Genomic DNA, 17,897 nt, shown 5'->3' with positions numbered 1-17,897 from the left:
TGCTGCCGCAAGCGACGCCGGTGCATTCGGCGGCTGGCTGGTTAGAATGTTCAGCCCACGACCCCGCACGACTCACGACAACGGGAACAGTCCATGCACGATCTCCTGCACACCGCCGCGAGCACGCCTTCCAGCTGGGTGACGCGATTCGCGCCCTTGATCGCCTCGGGCGGCGCAATCCTGGATTACGCCTGCGGCAGCGGCCGCCATGCACGCTGGCTGGCGCAGCGCGGCTTCCGCGTCGAAGCGGTCGACCGCGACGGCATCGCGCTGCAGCTTCTGCAGGGCTTGCCCAAGGTCACCACCCGCGAGGCCGATCTCGAAGGCGAGGCATGGCCGTATGCCGGACGCCAGTTCGATGCCGTCGTCGTCACCAATTACCTTTGCCGCCCGTATTTCGGGCACTTGCTCACGGTGCTGCGGCCGGGCGGGGTGCTGATCTACGAGACCTTCATGCTCGGCAACGAGCGTTTCGGCAAGCCGAGCAATCCCGAATTCCTGCTGCGGCCGAACGAACTGCTCGAACGGCTGCGGGGCGACTGGACCATCGTCGCCTTCGAACAGGGCGAAGTGCAGTCGCCGCGCCCGGCCGCGGTGCAGCGGATATGCGCGGTGCGCGGGCATGCTGCGACCTTGGTGCTGCCTTAGAGGGTGTTTACAAAATAAAGTAGACTCCCCCCTTCACTGATCGAAGGAGCCAGTCCCATGGCCAGAACAGGACGTCCCCCGAAGATCCAGGCCGATGACGCGGAGCATCTGGTCGCCATCGTGCAATCGGATCGGACGGCCACGCTGGATGAGATTCGTCAGGAGTTCAGGCGGCGCACCGGCATCGACGTACATGAGCAGACGATCATCAAGACGTTGGGTAAGCTTGGCATTCGGCGTGTTTCCAGCGACAAGGCCGTTGTGACTACAAACAACGGAAAAACCCTACGCCTGATATTTCCGCAATGGGAAGGTGGAGATAATCCGCCATATTTTCTCGGATCGAAGATGCTGACTTGGCTTGCGCCCGAGGCAACTGGCCCAGTTGAGGAAGTGCCGGTAGATATTCCTACGGATACTCCCTTGACACCGGAAAACGACATGACAGGGCGAGCCTCGCTGAAAAAGTACATCCAGTCGGCTAAGGAAATCGTCAAGCGCCATCAACCGGACGCCATTGCGGTGCTGGGCGGAGACTGTTTAGTCTCTCTCGTACCTTTTGCCTGGTTGAGCGAACGCTACGGTGACAAGCTAGGCGTCCTCTGGATTGACTCACATCCCGACGTACAAACTCCGGCACAGTACAAGAACGCCCATGCCCATGTGCTTGGCGCGCTCATGGGTAATGGCGACCCCGATTTGACCAGTGCCGTCAAACATCCGATTCTCGCCAAAAACATCATGATCGCGGGCATCCATGATCCTCTGCCGTATGAAGCGAAGTTCATTGCCGATCACGGCATTCGCACTTGCTCACCTGAAGAAGTGCGCGCTGGCGCGGAGTCTGTGATCCAGTGGATAAGTGACAGTGGCATCGAGGTTTTGGCCATTCACCTCGATCTGGACGTGCTCGATCCCCAAAATTTCCGCTCGGTGCTGTTTGCTCGGCCTGGGCGGGGCGAGCATGACTTCGGCGATGTGGCCGAAGGAAAGCTCAATATTCCCGACGTTGTGAAGCTTATCGGACAAGTCACCTCACAAAAGCCAGCGGTCGGAATGTCCGTTGCCGAGCATCTTCCCTGGGATGCGCTGGCCCTCCAGGACATGCTTGCGAAACTGCCACTGATCAGCTCAGCGGCATCGGGGGCGCAGCCGAGGTAGCCGGGGCGGTGGCGGGCGAGTTCGGCGATGAAGTCTCCCAGGCGTGTGTTTTCCGCCAGCAGCAGGCCCTGGCTCCAGGCCTGGCGGGTGCTGTCGGCGGGTGAAGGGGCGCTGGCGCCATGGCTGCTCAGCAGGCTTTGTTCTCCGGCTTGCAGGATGAGTGCAGGGGTACCGGCTGCCTGAGGCTGCAGTTCGACCGCGCCTTCGAATACGGCGACCTGCGTGCCGGCTTCCTGCCGCAGGACGCTGAAACGGGTACCAAGGGCGTGCATGCGGCCATGAACGGTGTCGACGACGAGGGGCGGGGCGGCCGATGGGTGTCGTGTGCGGTCTGAATCAGTATCTCGCCGCGATGCAGGCGGATGCGGCGCTGCTGCGCGTCGTAATCGACATCCACGGCGCTGGCGGTGTTGAGCCAGATGCTGCCGCCGTCGGCAAGTGCGATGGTGCGCCGTTCGCCGGTAGCGGTCTTGTGGCTGGCGTTCCATTCGGCCCAGGGCGCCTGGCGGGCGAGCGTCCAGCCCAGCGTGCCGGTGCCGCAGAGCAGAAGCAGCATCTTGGCGGCACGTCGGCGCGTGAGTTGCCGTTCCGACGCAGCGTCGAGCGTGCGGCGGGCACCGGCCCTGTCGGGCGTGGGGAGATGGCTGAAGGCGCCGCAGATGCGCTCGACCTGCTGCCATGCGGCGCGGTGCCGGACATCGGCATCGCACCACGCTTGCCATGCCTGTCGCTGGGCCGGGTCGACGGAGGCGGCCCCGAGGATCGCGAACCATTCGTCGGCCTGTTGCAGTACCTGGAAATCGGGCGTTTCCGGCGTGTTGCCGCCATGGCCGCTTGCGGGGCTCACGGCGCCAGTCCCGATTGCAGGCAGTGGAGCATGGCCTGGGCCATGTACTTCTTGACCATGCGCTCGGAAACCCCCAGATGCCCGGCGATCTCGATGTAGCTCAGGCCGTCCAGCTGTGCCATCAGGAAAGCGCTGCGGGCCTTCGGGTTGAGGCGGTCGAGCAGCGCGCCGAGTTCGCATAGTGCTTCCAGCAGCAGGCTGCGTTCTTCCGGCGAGGGGGCAAGGGACTCGGGCCGGCTGGCTAGGGTTTCCAGCCAGGCGCGCTCGATTTCCAGGCGCCGCCAGTGGTTGACCACCAGCCCGTGGGCAACCGTGGCCAGATAGGCGCGCGGTTGGCGCAGGGGCTCGAGCGGCCTGCCGCGCTGTTCCTGGGTGAGCAGCCGCAGGAAGGTGTCCTGGGCCAGATCCGCGGCATGGTTCGAGCAGCCGAGTTTCTTGCGCAGCCAGGCGTGAAGCCAGCCGTGATGCTCGGTATAGAGATCGGCAATGGGGTGGGCTGGGGCGACAGGCACGGCGTGCTCCGGAAGTCGGGAACCCTTGATTGGTGCGAACAGGCACAAAGAGTATTGTTGATCAGTCTTATTTTCATTTCTCAGAATAGGAAGCGTCAATCGCATCTGCCGCAGGCTGCGGCGCGCCTTTTTCATGCCTAGTTGTAACAATAGGTAAGAAATGTCCGTTTTTCGCCGCCTCAAACGACATACCTTATGAGAGCGCAAAAGACGGCGGTGGAGGCTTGTCTCCGAGCCTGTCGTGCGAGCCCGTGGCCGTCCATGGCCCCTTCCTTTTCTTATCCTTATCGATGCACAGACAATTTTTCTTCCCATGCGGGTCTGCCCGTCATGCCTGGGGGCAGGCATGAAAGAGCATCTCCGCCAGTCGATGGCCTGGTTGCACACCTGGGTCGGCCTGGTGGCCGGCTGGTTGCTGTTTTTCGTCTTCGTGACCGGCACCGCCGGCTATTTCCAGTACGAGATCACCCGCTGGATGCAGCCGGAGCGCGCCATGGAACCGGACAGGCCGGGAGAAGGCGCCACGACCGGGCATATGCTCGAACTCGCGCTGCAACGCCTGGAGCAGATGGCCCCGGTGGCCGCGAGCTGGCGCATCACCCTGCCGCACGAAGCGATGGCGCCGCGCGAATGGCGCGGCCTCGAAATCCGCTGGGAAGAGATGCCTTTGCCGGGCCACGAGTGGGGCGCGAGCGGCAGCGAGAAGCTCGACCCCGTCTCCGGTGCGCTGCTGCCCGCAGGCCCCGAACCGCGCGAAACCGCGGGCGGCCGTGGCCTGTACCGGATGCATTACGCGCTGCATTACATGTCTTACGACTGGGCCATCCGCATCGTCGGCATCGCCACGATGCTGATGCTGCTGGCGATCGTCAGCGGGGTGATCACGCACAAGAAGATCTTCAAGGATTTCTTCACCTTCCGGCCGGGCAAAGGGCAGCGAAGCTGGCTGGATGCGCACAACGCGGTGAGCGTGATGGCGCTGCCTTTCTTCCTGATGATCACCTACAGCGGGCTGGTGTTCTTCCTGTTCGCCTACATGCCGGCCGGGCGCGATCTGCTGTACGGCACCGGCCCGGCGGAGCAGACGGCGTACTACGACGCGCTGTTCGAGCGCGGCGAACACAAGCATGAACCGATCGGCAGGCCGGCCGTGCCGCTGGTGCCGCTGCTTGCGCAGGCGGAGGCGGAATGGGGGGCGGGCAAGGTGGCTTCGGTGACCATCGAGCGCCACGAGGGCGAGCCGCCCGAAATCCTCGTTTCCCGGATTCCCGGCGGCAGTCTGGACTTCTGGAACCCGGCCATGCTGCGGTTTCATGCGGAGACGGGAGAGCTGCTCGAGCCGGAGCCCCGGCCCGGTGGCTCGGCGGCAAAGACGCAGCGGGTGATCTTCAACCTGCACGAAGGCCTGTTCGCCGACATATGGGGGCGCTGGTTGTATTTCATCGCCGGGCTGCTGGGCTGCGCCATGATCGGCACCGGGCTGGTGCTGTGGAGCGTCAAGCGGCGCAGGCACCACCTGGGCAGCGGCCGTGAAGGCGCCGAGCACTTCGGCGTGCGGCTGGTCGAGGCGCTCAACGTCGCCACCATTGCCGGCCTGCCGGTGGCGGTAGCAGCCTATTTCTGGGCGAACCGCCTGCTGCCGGTCGACATCGCGGATCGCGCGACCTGGGAGTTTCATTGCCTGTTCGCAGTGTGGCTGGGAAGCTTGTTCTATGCGCTGGCGCGGCCGCTTGCCCGCGCCTGGGTCGAACTGCTGTGGGGCGCCTGCGCGGCCTATGCGCTGGTACCGGTGATCAACGCCCTGACGACGGATCGCCATCTGGGCCAGACCTTGCCGGCCGGCGATTGGGTGCTGGCAGGCTTCGACCTGACGATGTGGGCGCTGGCCGCGATGTTCGCCTGCACGGCCATCAAGGTGCGGCGCCGGCTGACCCCTGCGGACCAGGCCGTGCGGGCTGCGGCGGGCGCCATGCCCAAGAAGGGGGTGGCATGAAGAAGGAAAGCACCTTGACGCCGGCCTATCGCTGGTCGGTGGCGTCCCGCGTGGCTGCTGCCGCGCTGGGGGGCTATGCGCTCACTTCTGCCGCCACCGTGCTGCTGTCACTGCTGTGGCCAGCACCGCGGGCGCAAGCCGTGCTGTGGGCAACGATGATCAGCTTCACGGTATACACCGTGGCGGTGATCTGGGCCGTCCACACGCGCAGCGCCGGCCGTGCCTGGGCAGGCATGGTGGCCGGCACAGTGCTGCTGTCCGGAATCGCCTGGCTGCTCTGGCTGGCGGAGCAGGGAGGTGGCGCATGAACGTCGTGTCGAACTTGAGCGGGATGCATCTGGGCATTCTGCTGCTGAGCGGGCTGGGCTTCTTCGCGCTGGCTTTCGCCACTGAGCGCCATGGCAAGCATCTGCTCGGCAGGCTGCCTGCACCGCATTGGCGGCGCATGGCACGGGCGCTGGGCTGGCTGTTGCTGGCGGTCGCGCTGGCGCTGGGCATCGCTGCGCTGGGCAGCGGCGTGGGCATCACGCTGTGGCTGGGCTGGCTGAGCGTTGCTGCGCTGGCCTGGGTGTTCGCCTTCCCCAAGTGGCCCTGGCAACCGCCTGTGCGCGAACGCGCCGAACGCGGTAGCGCGAAGCCTGGGCCGGCCGAGGCGGATGCCATTCCCGAGCCACGCGCTCGCCGCTGGATTGCCGGCGGCCTGCTGGCGGCCACTGTCGCCGTGTTCTCGGCAGGCCTGGCCGGCGAGGAAGTCCAGTTGCTCAAGCGCCCTGACGCGATCCAGGGCAAGGTGGGGCCGTGGCAGTTCGCCTTTGCCGAGGCCCACCGCGACGAGCCGGAGGTGATGGAGATGGACGTTCCGATGAAGGAATTCCGCCTTCGCTTTTGCGAGGCCTGCGACGACGACATCCAGCGGGCCTACCTGAAGGTGAACAAGCCGCGCTCGGAGCGCGCTACCGGCATGGCTTTCATGGGGCAGCGCTGGGAGCGGCGGGTGGAAATTCCGCTGCCGTCCACGACACGGGCGGACAGCGAGCTGTGGCTCACCGTCGTCGGCAAGGACGGCAGCGTCCACCAGGCCGTGATGCGCATGGATCGGGTCTCTCCCGCCACCGTGGCCTGGTTCGATGAACAACGGAGCAAACATGCAAGACGCTGAACACTCGAGCGCCCGCTGGCTGCTGGCCCTCGGCCTGGCGCTGGGGTGCGCCGGGGCTGCTGCCCACGAACCGGTGGCCCGCTGCTTCCTGGTGGACGAGCACACCGTGCGCTGCCGGGGCGCGACCAACGACGGCGACGAAATGCCGGATTCGCGCATGGAAGTCATCGCCGTGGACGGCGGTGCGCTGCTCGAAGGCAAGCTGGGCGCGGATTCCACATGGACATTCAAGAAACCTGAACAGCCCTTCTACGTGCTGTTCGACATCGGCCCCGGTTTGCAGGTCACGGTCGAACAGGAAGAGATCACCGCGCCGCCGCCCGATCGGGTGCCGCGCTGGATGCGTACCCGGTAAAGACAGGAGAACTCATGCCGCAGTCCCGTTCCCCCCAACATCGCTTGCAAGAAGTACGACGACGTGCGCCACACGGCCACGCTCAGCTTCGAGGTTCCCCGCTGATGTCCGCCGGTGCTGCATCCGGGCTCGTCGCTCGCGGGGCGGAGCATGCTGGCCGAAGCCGGCTGGGCTGAAGCACAGGCGGCTGCTCAGGCCACACCCGGATCGCCCGTACCGCCTCGGGCGGGATCGAGCGCCAGTATCCGCTGCGCCAGCGCGTCGATGCCGGCTGGACTCAGGTCATCGGTTTCCAGCTGCGGCGCATCGCCGAACCCGGCGTAGTTGCCATGTTGCGAGCGGTGGTAGAGCGGATCGTAGTGCAGGTCGATGAATTCGCCGAACAGTTCGGGCAGGGCACGGGCCTCGGCCAATGCGTGCCAGTGCTCGATGGTCTTGCGGCTCTGCAACTGGGCGAGGCGGTCGATGTTGGCCCGCAGGCGGGCGATGTCGTCGCCGAGGTAGGCGTAGTCGTGCACCAGGAATTCCAGCCGCGCCTCGCGGCTGGCTTCGATGGCGATGCAGGGCGCACGGCGCATCGCGAGGATCAGCGGCTCGGGCACGAAGAGTGCACCGATCCTGCGGCTTTCGGCTTCGACATGCACCGGGCGTGCCGGATCGAGCGCCGCCATCCGCGCCCACAGCAGGGTTTCGAAGTGCTTCTGTGCGGGCTGCGGCCGGCCGGGCAGGGCGCCGAGCACCGAGCCCTTGTGAGCGGCCAGGTCTTCCAGGTCGAGCGTCTGCGCGCCGGCGTGCGCCAGCGCCTCCAGCACCCGCGTCTTGGCGCTGCCGGTGGGGCCGCAGACGACCCGCCAGCGCAGCGCCGAGGCGTAGTGCCCGATCTCGGAAATGACGTGGTGCCGAAACGCCTTGTAGCCGCCTTCCAGTTGATGGGCGTCCCAACCCACCATGCGCAGCCAGGTCGTGAATGAACCGCTGCGCTGTCCGCCGCGCCAGCAATACACCAGCGGCCGCCATTTTTTCGGTTTGTCCTTGAGATGGCCCTGGAGATGGCGGGCAATGTTCTCGGCGACCAGCGCACCGCCGAGCCGGCGGGCCTCGAAGGCGGACTGCTTGTACAGGGTGCCGACCACGATGCGCTGTTCGTCGTCCAGCACCGGCAGGTTGACCGCGCCGGGAATGCGATCCTCGGCGAATTCCGCCGGGCTGCGGGCATCGATGATCTCGTCAAAGCCGGATAGCTGTGCTACGGTCGCGACGCCTTTTCTCATGTTTTCGCAGGCACGTTTCCAATACTCCTTGCGCGCCCGCTGCTCCTCTTTCCGGCTATGAACGAAATCAAACTCACGCAATTTTCCCACGGCGGCGGCTGCGGCTGCAAAATCGCGCCCGGCGTACTGACCGAACTGCTTGCGGCGATGCCGGCCGGCCTGATGCCGCCCGAGCTGCTGGTGGGCACCGACACCTCGGACGATGCGGCAGTGTATCGGCTGAACGAGCGCCAGGCCGTGGTCGCCACCACCGATTTCTTCACGCCCATCGTCGACGATCCGCGCGACTTCGGCCGCATCGCCGCCACCAACGCGCTGTCCGATGTCTATGCGATGGGCGCCACGCCGATCTTCGCGCTGGCCGTCGTCGGCATGCCGCTCGACAAGCTGCCGCGCGAAGTCATTGGCGAGATCCTGCAGGGCGGAGCGGAAGTGTGCCGCGACGCCGGCATCCCCATCGCCGGCGGCCATTCGATCGACGTGCTCGAGCCGATCTACGGCCTCGTCGGCCTGGGTGTGGTCGATCCGGCCAAGGTCAAGACCAATGCCGGCGCGCGCGATGGCGACGTGCTGGTGCTGTCCAAGCCGCTCGGCATCGGCATCCTGTCGGCGGGGCTGAAGAAGGGGCTGCTGTCGCCGCAGGGCTATCAGCAGATGGTTCGCTGGACGACCACGCTGAACCGCGCCGGCACCGTGCTTGCCGAGCTGGACGGCGTGCATGCCGTCACCGACGTCACCGGCTTCGGCCTGGCCGGCCACCTGCTGGAAATGTGCCGCGGCGGCAAGCTGGGCGCGGAAGTGCGCATCGACGCGCTGCCGCTCATCGGCGAAGCCGCGGCGCTGGTCAGGGACGGCATCGCCACCGGCGCCTCGACGCGCAACTGGGCCAGCTACGGCAGCGGTGTGCGCTTGCCGGCGAGCGCGCCGGAATGGCAGCAAAAGCTCGTCACCGATCCGCAGACTTCGGGCGGTCTGCTGATCGCCTGTGACGAGCGCGCGCTGGACGCGGTGCAGGCTGCGATCGCCGACGCACAGGGCGAGTCCGGCACGGTGATCGGGCGGATGGTGGCGGGCGAAGCGATCGTGACGGTGGTCTGAGGCTGCGCTAGCGCTTGCCCAGCAATGGCTCCAGGCCGTTCCACACCGTATCCAGCACCAGCGGCTGCGCGTCGGCCGTGGGATGGATGCCGTCGGCGAGGAAGCGCTCGGGCTGGTCGGCGAAGCCTTCCATCAGGAAGGGAACGAGTGGCACCTGCTGGGCCTTGGCGACTTCGTCGAAAGCCTGGGCAAACCGGCGGGTGTAGGCGGGACCATAATTCGGTGGCATCTGCATGCCGATCAGCAGCACCCGGGCACCGGCTTCGCGGGATGCGGCGATCATCGCTTCGAGGTTCTCGGCCAGCAGTTGCGGCTTCAGGCCGCGCAGACCGTCGTTGGCGCCGAGTTCCAGGATGACGATGTCGGGCTTGTGGCGTTCGAGCGCGGCCGGCAGGCGCGAGCGGCCGCCGGCCGAAGTCTCGCCGGATACACTGGCATTGACGACGGTATGGTGGAACCCTTTTTCCTCCAGGCGCGTCTGCAACAGGGTGGGCCAGGCTTCGCCGGGCTTCAGGCCGTAGCCGGCGGACAGGCTGTCGCCCCACACCAGGATCGTCGCCGCCTGGGCGGCACTCATGAACAGCAGCATGACAAAGAAGGTAGCGATGGATCGCAGCGGCATTGAAATCTCCATTCCGGTCATCGAAGTCGAGCGCCTGTCGAAGCGCGTGAAGGTGGCCGACGGCGAGGGTGATCTGCACATTCTGCAGGATGTCGGCTTCGCTGTCGGCGCGGGCGAGTCGGTCGCCATCGTCGGCGCGTCGGGTTCGGGCAAATCGACGCTGCTGGGATTGCTCGCCGGGCTGGATGTTCCATCGGGCGGTTCGGTCAGGCTGCAGGGCACGGATTTCTTCGTCCTCGACGAAGATGCGCGCGCGGCGCTGCGCGGCGAGACCATCGGCTTCGTGTTCCAGTCCTTCCAGCTGCTGCCGGCGCTCACCGCGCTGGAGAACGTGATGCTGCCGCTGGAACTGGCCGGGGTGCCGCAGGCGCGCGAGGTGGCCACGCAATGGCTGCAGCGCGTCGGCCTGGAAAGCAGGCTGCGCCACTATCCCAAGCACCTGTCCGGCGGCGAGCAGCAGCGCGTCGCGCTGGCGCGGGCTTTCGCCCCCGATCCGCGCCTGCTGCTGGCCGACGAGCCGACCGGCAACCTCGACGCCGAAACCGGCCGCGCCATCATCGAACTGATGTTCGCGCTCAACCGCGAAGCCGGCACCACGCTGATTCTCGTCACCCACGACGAGTCGCTTGCGCGCCGCTGCGGGCGCGTGCTGCGGATGGATGCGGGGCGCTTGAGTGAGGCACAATGACCATTCAGGCCAAGGATGAGAAAGCAATGAATACCGACCTTGATCAGCGTATCAGCTTCAATCCTCGCCAATGCGGTGGGCAGCCCTGCATTCGCGGACTGCGGATTCGCGTGGCCGACGTTCTGGAAATGCTTGCCCAGGGAGTCGATCAGTCTGAAATCCTGACGGACTTCCCTGATCTGGAAGGCGCGGACATCCTGGCCTGCCTGCATTTCGCCGCCAAGCGCGCATCCATTGCGAGGCTGGCGGCGTGATTTTCTGGGTGGATGCCCAGTTGCCGCCCAGTCTTGCGCCATGGTTGTCCGAAGCCTTTGGTGTGGAAGCCTATTCGATGCGCTTTCTCGGATTACACGACGCAGAGGACGGGCATATCTTCGATCGAGCGCGAGATACAGGTGAAGTCGTGCTGATCAGCAAGGACAGCGATTTCATCGAATTGATTGCACAGCGCGGCCCCCCACCGCGACTGCTGTGGGTGACTTGTGGAAACCTGACCAATCGACGCTTGCGCGAAGTACTCGGACGCTTGTTTCTCGACGCCATCGTTTTGTTGAAGGCGGGCGAGCAAATCGTCGAACTCGGTGACGCCTAGGTCGATTCAGCCAAAAAGGTCGAGCACTCCATCCAGCCCACTGTGCTCGATGCAGCAGTCAGCCACCTGGCGCAGCGCCGGCTTGGGGTGGAAAGCGACGCCGAAGCCAGCAGCTTTCAACATCGGAATGTCGTTGGCGCCATCACCGGCAGCGATCACCTGCTGCGGCTGCAGGCCGAGCGCATCGCGGACGCGCAGCAGATGGTGCGCCTTGGCCTCGCCGTCGACGATCCCGCCCAGCACGCGGCCGGTCAGGCGGCCATCGGCCACCTCGAGCTCGTTGGCATGGGCGTGGTCGAAGCCCAGGCGCTGCTTCAGGCGTTCGGTGAAGTAGGTGAAGCCGCCGGACACCAGCATCGTGCGGATGCCGGCGCGCTGCATGCCTTTCATCAGCCGTTCAGCGCCGGGGTTCAGTTGCAGGCGATGGACGTAAACCTCTTCCAGCGCGCTTTCGGGCAAGCCGGCCAGCAGCGACACGCGGCGGGTCAGCGACTCGCGGAAATCGATCTCACCCTGCATCGCCGCTTCGGTGATCTCGGCGACCTGGGCTTTCAGGCCCTGCATGTCGGCAATCTCGTCGATGCATTCGATGTTGATCAGCGTCGAATCCATGTCGGTGACGAACAGGCCGAAGTCGCGCAATTGACGGCCGTCGGGCAGCCAGGCATGGTCCAGGCCGCCTGCGGCGCAGGTCTTCGCCAGGTCGGGATGGGCCTGGGCCGCGACCAGACGGAACGAGCGCGGTGTGATCTGCTCGATCTCGCGCGCGCCCGTCAGCTTGGCGACGTTCTTCAGCGCAATGCTGTCGACGTCCTCGGCCAGCACGACGAGATTCATGCGCGCGCTCCGCGCCTGCCGGCGACTTCGCGCAGCATCGCCGCCGCATTGCGGATCATCTCCTCGGTGGTGTCCCAGCCCACGCAGGCGTCGGTCACCGAGCAGCCGTACTTGAGCTGCGACAGGTCGGCGGGAATCGGCTGGTTGCCGGCTTCGATGTTGCTTTCGACCATCAGGCCGACCACCGACTCGTTGCCTTCGCGGATCTGGTGCATCACGTCCTTCATCACCAGCGGCTGGTATTGGGGCTTCTTCCAGGAGTTGGCGTGCGAGCAGTCGACGACGATGTTCTGCGGCAGTTTGGCCTTGGCCAGCGCCTGCTCGGCCAGCGACACCGACACCGTGTCGTAGTTCGGCCGGCCGCCGCCGCCACGCAGCACGACGTGGCCGTAGCGGTTGCCGCGGGTGCGGGTGATCGCCGACTGGCCGCGGCTGTTGATGCCGAGGAAGCTGTGCGGGCTGGCCGCCGAGATGATCGCGTTGATCGCCACGTCGAGGTCGCCGTCGGTGGCGTTCTTGAAACCGACCGGCGTCGACAGGCCCGAAGCCATCTCGCGGTGGGTCTGGGATTCGGAAGTCCGGGCGCCGATCGCGGTCCACGCAATCAGGTCGCCGTAGTACTGCGGCGCGATCGGGTCGAGTGCCTCGGTGGCGGTCGGCAGGCCGGTCTCGCAGACGTCGAGCAGGAATTTGCGCGCACGCTCCATGCCGACGTCGATGCGGAAGGAGTCATCCATGAAGGGATCGTTGATGAAACCCTTCCAGCCGGTCGAGGTGCGCGGCTTCTCGAAATACACCCGCATCACCAGCAGCAGCACGTCCGACACCTCGTCGGCCAGCGCCTTGAGCCGGCGCGCATAGTCGAGGCCGGCCACCGGGTCGTGGATCGAACACGGTCCGACGACGACGAAGACGCGCGGATCCTTGCGATCGAGGATGTCCATCAGCGCTCTGCGTCCGGCCACGACCGAAGCCGCGGCTTGCTCGGTGATCGGTACGCTGGCCTTGATCTCCTCCGGCGAGGGCATGTGATCGAAGGCGGCGATGTTGAGGTTTTCGGTCAGGGCGGCGGGCATTGCTGAGACTCCGGTGTACGGCAGGGACGGAAAACCATGAATTGTAACGCTCCATGGGCACCGTCTGAGACGGATTTCGTCGCGAACCTGCGTGTGGACGCCGAACCTGGCTTCATCCACGCGCCGGCTCCGGCATCATCCCCGGCTGGAAATCGCGCGTCCTGCCGCGATCAGCAGCGACAGCATGTTCTCCTTGTCTTCCTCGCCCTTCCATTGCGGACGGGCGATGCCGATGTTGATCGCGCCGACGACCTTGTTGCTCGAATCAGTGTGGCGACGCCCAGCGCGATGTCGCCGAGGTACATCTCGTCTTCCACATGGGAATAGCCCAGGTCGCGGATGGTGTCGCGCCGGGCATCATGCCCGGGGCGGCCTTACTGTTTCCCTTGCTTCCTTCTCACAGCCACTTCGCCTTCCTGAACCGCCAGTACAGCAGTCCGCCCAGCGCCGCGATCGTCGCCAGCGCCAGGGGGTAGCCGTACTCCCACTCCAGCTCGGGCATGTACTTGAAGTTCATGCCCCAGAGGCCGGCCAGCGCGGTGGCGACGGCGAAGATGCCGGCCCAGGCGGCGAGGCGCTTGCTGATCTCGGTCTGGTCGACGGTGACCAGCGCCAGGTTGACCTGGATGGCGGTGCCAATGGTGTCCCGGATGCCGTCGAGCGAGGCGTTGATGCGGACGAGGTGGTCGAAGACGTCGCGGAAGTAGTGCCGGCTCTTGCTGCAGAGGTCCGGCACGCGGCCGCTGTGGAGCTTGCTCGCGGCTTCCATCAGCGGGGCGACGGCGTGCTTGAGCAGCGTGACCTTGCGCTTGAGGCGGTACAGGCGGCGGATGTTGGAGCGTGCGGCGCCCTTGGTGAAGATGCGCTCTTCCAGCGCCTCGACCTCGGTCTCGAGCTTTTCGATGTGCGGGAAGTAGCGATCCACTACCGCGTCCATCAGCGCGTAGAGCACGTAGCCCGGTCCCTTGGCCAGCATCCGGGGGTCGCGTTCGCAGCGGGCGCGCACGCCGGCGAAATCGCGCGGGCTGTCGTTGCGTACCGACAGGATGTAGTTGGCGCCGACGAAGACGTGGACTTCGCCGACGTGCAGGCCGCCTTCACGCTCGTCGATCAGATGCATGACGGCGAACAGGCTGGAGCCGCCGTCGTCGCCGTCGTTGTATTCCTCGACCTTGGGCCGCTGGTGGCCGTGGTTGGCGTCCTCGACGGCCAGTTCGTGCAGGTCGAAGACGCCCTTCATCACCGCCAGCTCTTCCGGCGTCGCGTCTTTCAGCGCGACCCAGACGAAAGTGTCCGGCCGTGCCAGGTAGTCGCCGATGCGCTCGACCGGCAGCTCGGCGAGCTTGCGGCCGTGCTGGTAGGCGGTGCAGTTGATGAGCATGGCGGCCTCCGGTCGCTCAGGCTTTCACCGCGTCGAGCAGATCCTTCACGGCCTTGGCGCGGTCCTTCAGGTTCGGCAGGGCGATGCGGCGCACGAGCTTTTCCGGGCCGGCCATCTTGACGCTGCGGTCCTTCTGGATCAGGAAGATGACCTTGACCGGGTCGATCGGCGCGTCCTTGGCGAACTGCACGCTGATCTGAGCGTCGGAGGCGTCGAGCTTCTGTACCCCGTAGTCCTTGACGAGCATGCGCAGACGGTGGGTTTCGAGCAGCGCGGCGGTTTGCGGCGGAACTTCGCCGAAGCGGTCGATCAGTTCTTCCTGCAGTGCGCGCAGGTCCTCGTCGGTTTCGCAGTTGGCCAGGCGCTTGTACAGCGTCAGGCGTTCCTGTACGTCGGGGCAGTAGTCGGTGGGCAGCAGCGCCGGGGTGTGCAGGTTGATTTCGGACACCACTTCCAGCGGCTGGCTGAGGTCGGGTTCCTTGCCGGCCTGCAGGTCCTTGACCGCGCGCTTGAGCATTTCGGTGTAGAGACTGAAACCGACCTGCTGGATCTCGCCCGACTGGTTCTCGCCGAGCACTTCGCCGGCGCCGCGGATCTCCAGGTCGTGCATCGCCAGGTAGAAGCCGGAGCCGAGGTCTTCCATCATCGTGATCGCTTCCAGCCGCTTCTGCGCCTGGGCCGAGGGCTTGGCGCCGGGCTGGGTCAGCAGGTAGGCGTAGGCCTGGTGGTGGCTGCGGCCGACGCGGCCGCGCAGCTGGTGCAGCTGCGCCAGGCCGAAGCGATCGGCGCGGTTGATGATGATGGTGTTGGCTGTGGGGATGTTGATGCCGGTCTCGATGATGGTGGTGCACAGCAGCAGGTTGGCGCGCTGCTGGGTGAAGTCGCGCATCACGCGCTCCAGCTCGCGCTCGGGCAACTGGCCGTGGCCGACGACGATGCGTGCCTCGGGCAGCAGTTCCTCGAGGTCGTTGCGCATGTTCTCGATGGTGTCGACTTCGTTGTGCAGGAAGTACACCTGGCCGCCGCGCTTGAATTCGCGCAGCACCGCCTCGCGGATCGTGCCGCGGCTGGAGGGCTGCACGAAGGTCTTGATCGATAGCCGCTTCTGCGGCGCGGTGGCGATCACCGAGAACTCGCGCAGGCCTTCCATCGCCAGCCCCAGTGTGCGCGGGATCGGCGTCGCGGTCAGGGTCAGGATGTCGACTTCCGAGCGCAACTGCTTCAGCGTTTCCTTCTGGCGCACGCCGAAGCGGTGCTCCTCGTCGATGACGACCAGCCCCAGGCGCTTGAACTGCACGTCCTTCTGCAGCAGGCGGTGGGTGCCGATGATGATGTCGACCTTGCCTTCGGCCAGTTGCTGCAGGGCTTCGGCCTGTTCCTTGGCGGACTTGAAGCGCGACAGCTCGGCGATGCGCACCGGCCAGTCGGCGAAGCGGTCGGCGAAGGTCTGGTAGTGCTGCTCGGCGAGCAGGGTGGTGGGGCACAGCACGACCACCTGCTTGCCGTCCTGCACCGCGATGAAGGCGGCGCGCAGCGCGACTTCGGTCTTGCCGAAGCCGACGTCGCCGCACACCAGGCGGTCCATCGGCCGGCCGGACTTCATGTCGTTCACCACCGCGTCGATCGCGGACTGCTGGTCGAGCGTGGTCTCGAAACCGAAACCCTCGGCGAAGGCTTCGAGGTCGTGCTGCTGGAAGTCGAAGCGGTGGCCGGGACGGGCGGCGCGCTGGGCGTACAGCGCCAGCAGTTCGGCGGCGGTGTCGCGCACCTGCATCGCGGCCTTCTTCTTGGCCTTTTCCCACTGGCCGGAGCCGAGACGGTGCAGGTCGACCGCTTCCGGATCGGCGCCGGCGTAGCGGGTGATGACGTGCAGCTGCGACACCGGCACGTAGAGCTTGTCGCCGCCGTTGTATTCCAGGTGCAGGAATTCGGTGTCGCCTTCGCCGAGGTTCATGTGGATCAGGCCGAGGTAGCGGCCGATGCCGTGCGACACATGCACCACCGGGTCGCCGAGCTTGAGCTCGGACAGGTCGCGCAGCCAGCCTTCCATCGTCGCCGCCTTGCGGCTGTCGCGCCGCGTGCGGGTGCGGGCGGTGGCGGCATAGAGTTCGGCTTCGGTGACGATGGCCAGGCCGGCTTCGGGCAACATGAAGCCATTGGCGAGCGGCGATACGCCGAGTGCGAAGCGGACCTCGCCGTCGATGAAGGCGGCAAAATCCGTCATCGCCTCCGGCTTCAGGCCGTATTCGGCGAGATAGTCGGCCATCGTCTCGCGCCGCCCCGGCGAATCCGCCAGCAGCAGGATGCGGCCGCCGCGCTGGTACCAGTCGCCGGCCTGGAAGGCTTTCAGCTTGTGCAGCGGGTCGGTGGCCTTGCGCTCGACCGACAGCTCGGGCAGCGGCCGGGCGATGGCCTCGCCGCCTTCGGCACTGGCAGCGGCACCCAGCACGAGGCGGGGGCGCGCTTTCAGCGCGCCGAAGAAGTCCTCGTCGCTGAGGAAGAGCTGTTCCGGCGGCATCACCGGCCGGCTGCGGTCGCCTTTCAGCAGGTCGTGGCGCGAGCGGGTGTCGCGCCAGAACTCGGCGATCGCCGCCGGCACGTCGCGGTGCAGCAGCACCGTGGTGTCGGCAGGCAGGTAGTCGAGCAGCGTCGCGGTGTCGTCGAAGAACAGCGGCAGGTAGTATTCGATGCCGGCCGGGGCGATGCCGTTGGAGACGTCCTTGTAGATCGCCGCGCGGGTCGGGTCGCCTTCGAAGGTTTCGCGGAAGCGGCTGCGGAAGCGGCTGCGACCGGCATCGTCGAGCGGGAATTCGCGCGCCGGCAGCAGGCGGATCTCCGTGGTCGGATAGACGGTGCGCTGGGTGTCCGGATCGAAGGTCTTGATGCTCTCGACTTCATCGTCGAACAGGTCGATGCGGAAGGGCAGCGGCGAACCCATCGGATACAGATCGACCAGGCCGCCGCGCACCGAGAACTCTCCCGGGCTGACCACCTGGGTGACGTGGGCGTAGCCGGCCAGCGTCATCTGCGCCTTCAGCGCCTCGACGTCCAGGCGCTCGCCCTGCTTCAGGAAGAAGGTGTAGGCCGCCAGGTAGGATGGCGGCGCCATGCGGTACAGCGCGGTGGAAGCGGGCACCAGCACCACGTCGGCCTCGCCGCGGCTGATCGCGTACAGCGAGGACAGCCGCTCGGAGATCAGATCCTGGTGGGGCGAGAAGTTGTCGTAGGGCAGCGTCTCCCAGTCGGGCAGCAGGTGCAGCCGCAGTTCGGGTGCGACCCAGCGGATCTCGTCCTGCAGGCGCTGTGCGTCGAGCGGGTTGGCGGTGACGACGAGCAGCCGGCCGGCGCGTGCCGCCAGCGCGGCGACCGCCAGCGCATCGGCCGAGCCGGCGAAGGCGGGAAGCTCGAGGCGGGCGCCGGGCCTGGGCAGTGCACAGGCGGCGAGCAGGGGCAGCAGCGGATCGAGGGGGGAGCGGAGCTGGGAAGGGGGCTGAGAGGGGGGCATTGCACCGGTGTTGCGCATTCTGAAGACGCGATTATAGAGAGTGCCCGGGCGGCCGTTGCCCGCCGTCTTCTTCCTCCAGCGGGTTTTTCGTCATGGGCCGGCCATTGCCTGCCGCCATTACGTTGACGTTAACGTAATTTTCGACACATCAT

17 protein-coding genes and 1 pseudogene are annotated in these 17,897 nt (G+C 66.2%); 10 read left to right on the top strand and 8 right to left on the bottom strand.

The annotated features are described in order from the left end of the window. Window positions 1-93: 93 nt before the first annotated feature. Entirely contained in the window at window positions 94-648 is a 555-nt protein-coding gene (locus ACNQFN_RS13095) for a class I SAM-dependent methyltransferase (RefSeq protein ID WP_418646711.1), read from the top strand. Between the two features lie 57 nt (window positions 649-705). Then, window positions 706-1,809: an arginase family protein gene (locus ACNQFN_RS13090; protein WP_083953737.1), complete on the top strand. Its 1,104-nt coding sequence runs from the start codon at window positions 706-708 to the stop codon at window positions 1,807-1,809. Between the two features lie 388 nt (window positions 1,810-2,197). On the opposite strand, the pseudogene ACNQFN_RS13085 reads toward ACNQFN_RS13090, so the two are convergent. Continuing rightward, a pseudogene (locus tag ACNQFN_RS13085) lies at window positions 2,198-2,656 on the bottom strand (DUF4880 domain-containing protein); the annotation flags it as partial. Next, a complete protein-coding gene (locus tag ACNQFN_RS13080) occupies window positions 2,653-3,168 on the bottom strand; it encodes a sigma-70 family RNA polymerase sigma factor (RefSeq protein WP_418646710.1) in 516 nt (171 codons plus the stop codon). The pseudogene ACNQFN_RS13085 and the gene ACNQFN_RS13080, both read right to left, overlap by 4 nt. A gap of 346 nt (window positions 3,169-3,514) precedes the next feature. Here ACNQFN_RS13080 and ACNQFN_RS13075 point away from each other — a divergent pair, with 346 nt between their 5' ends. From ACNQFN_RS13075 to ACNQFN_RS13060, 4 genes are read left to right on the top strand one after another with little or no spacing between them, the layout of a single operon-like run. Next, window positions 3,515-5,161: a PepSY-associated TM helix domain-containing protein gene (locus ACNQFN_RS13075; RefSeq protein WP_418646709.1), complete on the top strand. Its 1,647-nt coding sequence runs from the start codon at window positions 3,515-3,517 to the stop codon at window positions 5,159-5,161. Next, window positions 5,158-5,469 carry an iron transporter gene (locus tag ACNQFN_RS13070; RefSeq protein ID WP_418646708.1) on the top strand — a complete coding sequence of 104 codons (312 nt, stop codon included), beginning with the start codon at window positions 5,158-5,160 and terminating at the stop codon, window positions 5,467-5,469. Before ACNQFN_RS13075 ends, ACNQFN_RS13070 begins: the two co-directional genes overlap by 4 nt. Then, complete coding sequence (locus tag ACNQFN_RS13065) at window positions 5,466-6,320, top strand: DUF3325 domain-containing protein (RefSeq protein WP_418646707.1); 855 nt, start codon at window positions 5,466-5,468, stop codon at window positions 6,318-6,320. Before ACNQFN_RS13070 ends, ACNQFN_RS13065 begins: the two co-directional genes overlap by 4 nt. Continuing rightward, a complete protein-coding gene (locus ACNQFN_RS13060) occupies window positions 6,307-6,675 on the top strand; it encodes a hypothetical protein (RefSeq protein ID WP_068639172.1) in 369 nt (122 codons plus the stop codon). Before ACNQFN_RS13065 ends, ACNQFN_RS13060 begins: the two co-directional genes overlap by 14 nt. A 191-nt stretch (window positions 6,676-6,866) precedes the next feature. Here ACNQFN_RS13060 and mnmH read toward each other — a convergent pair whose 3' ends face one another. Beyond that, entirely contained in the window at window positions 6,867-7,946 is a 1,080-nt protein-coding gene (mnmH, locus tag ACNQFN_RS13055) for a tRNA 2-selenouridine(34) synthase MnmH (protein WP_418646706.1), read from the bottom strand. 57 nt (window positions 7,947-8,003) lie between these two features. On the opposite strand from mnmH, the gene selD reads away from it, so the two are divergent. Continuing rightward, window positions 8,004-9,044 (top strand): selenide, water dikinase SelD, encoded by a 1,041-nt coding sequence (gene selD / locus ACNQFN_RS13050; protein ID WP_068639174.1) that lies wholly within the window; start codon window positions 8,004-8,006, stop codon window positions 9,042-9,044. Between the two features lie 7 nt (window positions 9,045-9,051). Here selD and ACNQFN_RS13045 read toward each other — a convergent pair whose 3' ends face one another. Further along, the gene (locus ACNQFN_RS13045; RefSeq protein WP_068639180.1) at window positions 9,052-9,666 is read right to left on the bottom strand and encodes an arylesterase; all 615 of its coding nucleotides are present in this window, start codon (window positions 9,664-9,666) and stop codon (window positions 9,052-9,054) included. On the opposite strand from ACNQFN_RS13045, the gene ACNQFN_RS13040 reads away from it, so the two are divergent. Genes ACNQFN_RS13040 through ACNQFN_RS13030 form a run of 3 tightly spaced genes read left to right on the top strand, consistent with a single transcriptional unit; the run spans window position 9,650 to window position 10,946 of the window. Continuing rightward, window positions 9,650-10,354, top strand: coding sequence for an ABC transporter ATP-binding protein (locus tag ACNQFN_RS13040; RefSeq protein ID WP_418648922.1), 705 nt, complete (start codon window positions 9,650-9,652; stop codon window positions 10,352-10,354). The two genes, ACNQFN_RS13045 and ACNQFN_RS13040, sit on opposite strands and share 17 nt — an antisense overlap. Next, on the top strand, window positions 10,351-10,608 hold the full coding sequence (locus ACNQFN_RS13035) for a DUF433 domain-containing protein (protein ID WP_245650991.1): 258 nt from the start codon (window positions 10,351-10,353) through the stop codon (window positions 10,606-10,608). The genes ACNQFN_RS13040 and ACNQFN_RS13035 overlap by 4 nt, the downstream gene beginning before the upstream one ends. Further along, window positions 10,605-10,946 carry a DUF5615 family PIN-like protein gene (locus ACNQFN_RS13030; protein ID WP_083953738.1) on the top strand — a complete coding sequence of 114 codons (342 nt, stop codon included), beginning with the start codon at window positions 10,605-10,607 and terminating at the stop codon, window positions 10,944-10,946. Before ACNQFN_RS13035 ends, ACNQFN_RS13030 begins: the two co-directional genes overlap by 4 nt. Before the next feature lie 6 nt (window positions 10,947-10,952). Here the strand turns inward: ACNQFN_RS13030 and serB are convergent, their stop codons facing one another. The 4 genes from serB to mfd all read right to left on the bottom strand — a co-directional run bounded on the left by serB (window position 10,953) and on the right by mfd (window position 17,745). Beyond that, window positions 10,953-11,783 (bottom strand): phosphoserine phosphatase SerB, encoded by an 831-nt coding sequence (gene serB / locus ACNQFN_RS13025; protein ID WP_418646705.1) that lies wholly within the window; start codon window positions 11,781-11,783, stop codon window positions 10,953-10,955. Beyond that, window positions 11,780-12,859, bottom strand: coding sequence for a 3-deoxy-7-phosphoheptulonate synthase (locus ACNQFN_RS13020; protein ID WP_068639390.1), 1,080 nt, complete (start codon window positions 12,857-12,859; stop codon window positions 11,780-11,782). Before ACNQFN_RS13020 ends, serB begins: the two co-directional genes overlap by 4 nt. Window positions 12,860-13,256: 397 nt before the next feature. Next, window positions 13,257-14,240, bottom strand: a complete 984-nt coding sequence (locus ACNQFN_RS13015; protein ID WP_418646704.1) for a magnesium and cobalt transport protein CorA — start codon at window positions 14,238-14,240, stop codon at window positions 13,257-13,259. Between the two features lie 16 nt (window positions 14,241-14,256). Continuing rightward, entirely contained in the window at window positions 14,257-17,745 is a 3,489-nt protein-coding gene (gene mfd / locus ACNQFN_RS13010) for a transcription-repair coupling factor (protein ID WP_418646703.1), read from the bottom strand. Window positions 17,746-17,897: the final 152 nt, after the last annotated feature.

The sequence above is a fragment of the Thauera butanivorans genome (assembly GCF_048398245.1).
Taxonomy (GTDB): Bacteria; Pseudomonadota; Gammaproteobacteria; order Burkholderiales; family Rhodocyclaceae; genus Thauera; species Thauera butanivorans.
This window is presented reverse-complemented; position numbering and strand designations above follow the sequence as displayed.

Excerpts from the sequence above, each read along its gene's own strand:
- ACNQFN_RS13095 (WP_418646711.1), top strand. The coding sequence starts at position 94 with ATGCACGATCTCCTGCACACCGCCGCGAGCACGCCTTCCAGCTGGGTG.
- ACNQFN_RS13090 (WP_083953737.1), top strand. The coding sequence starts at position 706 with ATGGCCAGAACAGGACGTCCCCCGAAGATCCAGGCCGATGACGCGGAG.
- ACNQFN_RS13075 (WP_418646709.1), top strand. The coding sequence starts at position 3,515 with ATGAAAGAGCATCTCCGCCAGTCGATGGCCTGGTTGCACACCTGGGTC.
- ACNQFN_RS13070 (WP_418646708.1), top strand. The coding sequence starts at position 5,158 with ATGAAGAAGGAAAGCACCTTGACGCCGGCCTATCGCTGGTCGGTGGCG.
- ACNQFN_RS13065 (WP_418646707.1), top strand. The coding sequence starts at position 5,466 with ATGAACGTCGTGTCGAACTTGAGCGGGATGCATCTGGGCATTCTGCTG.
- ACNQFN_RS13060 (WP_068639172.1), top strand. The coding sequence starts at position 6,307 with ATGCAAGACGCTGAACACTCGAGCGCCCGCTGGCTGCTGGCCCTCGGC.
- mnmH (WP_418646706.1), bottom strand. The coding sequence starts at position 7,946 with ATGAGAAAAGGCGTCGCGACCGTAGCACAGCTATCCGGCTTTGACGAG.
- selD (WP_068639174.1), top strand. The coding sequence starts at position 8,004 with ATGAACGAAATCAAACTCACGCAATTTTCCCACGGCGGCGGCTGCGGC.
- ACNQFN_RS13040 (WP_418648922.1), top strand. The coding sequence starts at position 9,650 with ATGGATCGCAGCGGCATTGAAATCTCCATTCCGGTCATCGAAGTCGAG.
- ACNQFN_RS13045 (WP_068639180.1), bottom strand. The coding sequence starts at position 9,666 with ATGCCGCTGCGATCCATCGCTACCTTCTTTGTCATGCTGCTGTTCATG.
- ACNQFN_RS13035 (WP_245650991.1), top strand. The coding sequence starts at position 10,351 with ATGACCATTCAGGCCAAGGATGAGAAAGCAATGAATACCGACCTTGAT.
- serB (WP_418646705.1), bottom strand. The coding sequence starts at position 11,783 with ATGAATCTCGTCGTGCTGGCCGAGGACGTCGACAGCATTGCGCTGAAG.
- ACNQFN_RS13020 (WP_068639390.1), bottom strand. The coding sequence starts at position 12,859 with ATGCCCGCCGCCCTGACCGAAAACCTCAACATCGCCGCCTTCGATCAC.
- ACNQFN_RS13015 (WP_418646704.1), bottom strand. The coding sequence starts at position 14,240 with ATGCTCATCAACTGCACCGCCTACCAGCACGGCCGCAAGCTCGCCGAG.
- mfd (WP_418646703.1), bottom strand. The coding sequence starts at position 17,745 with ATGCCCCCCTCTCAGCCCCCTTCCCAGCTCCGCTCCCCCCTCGATCCG.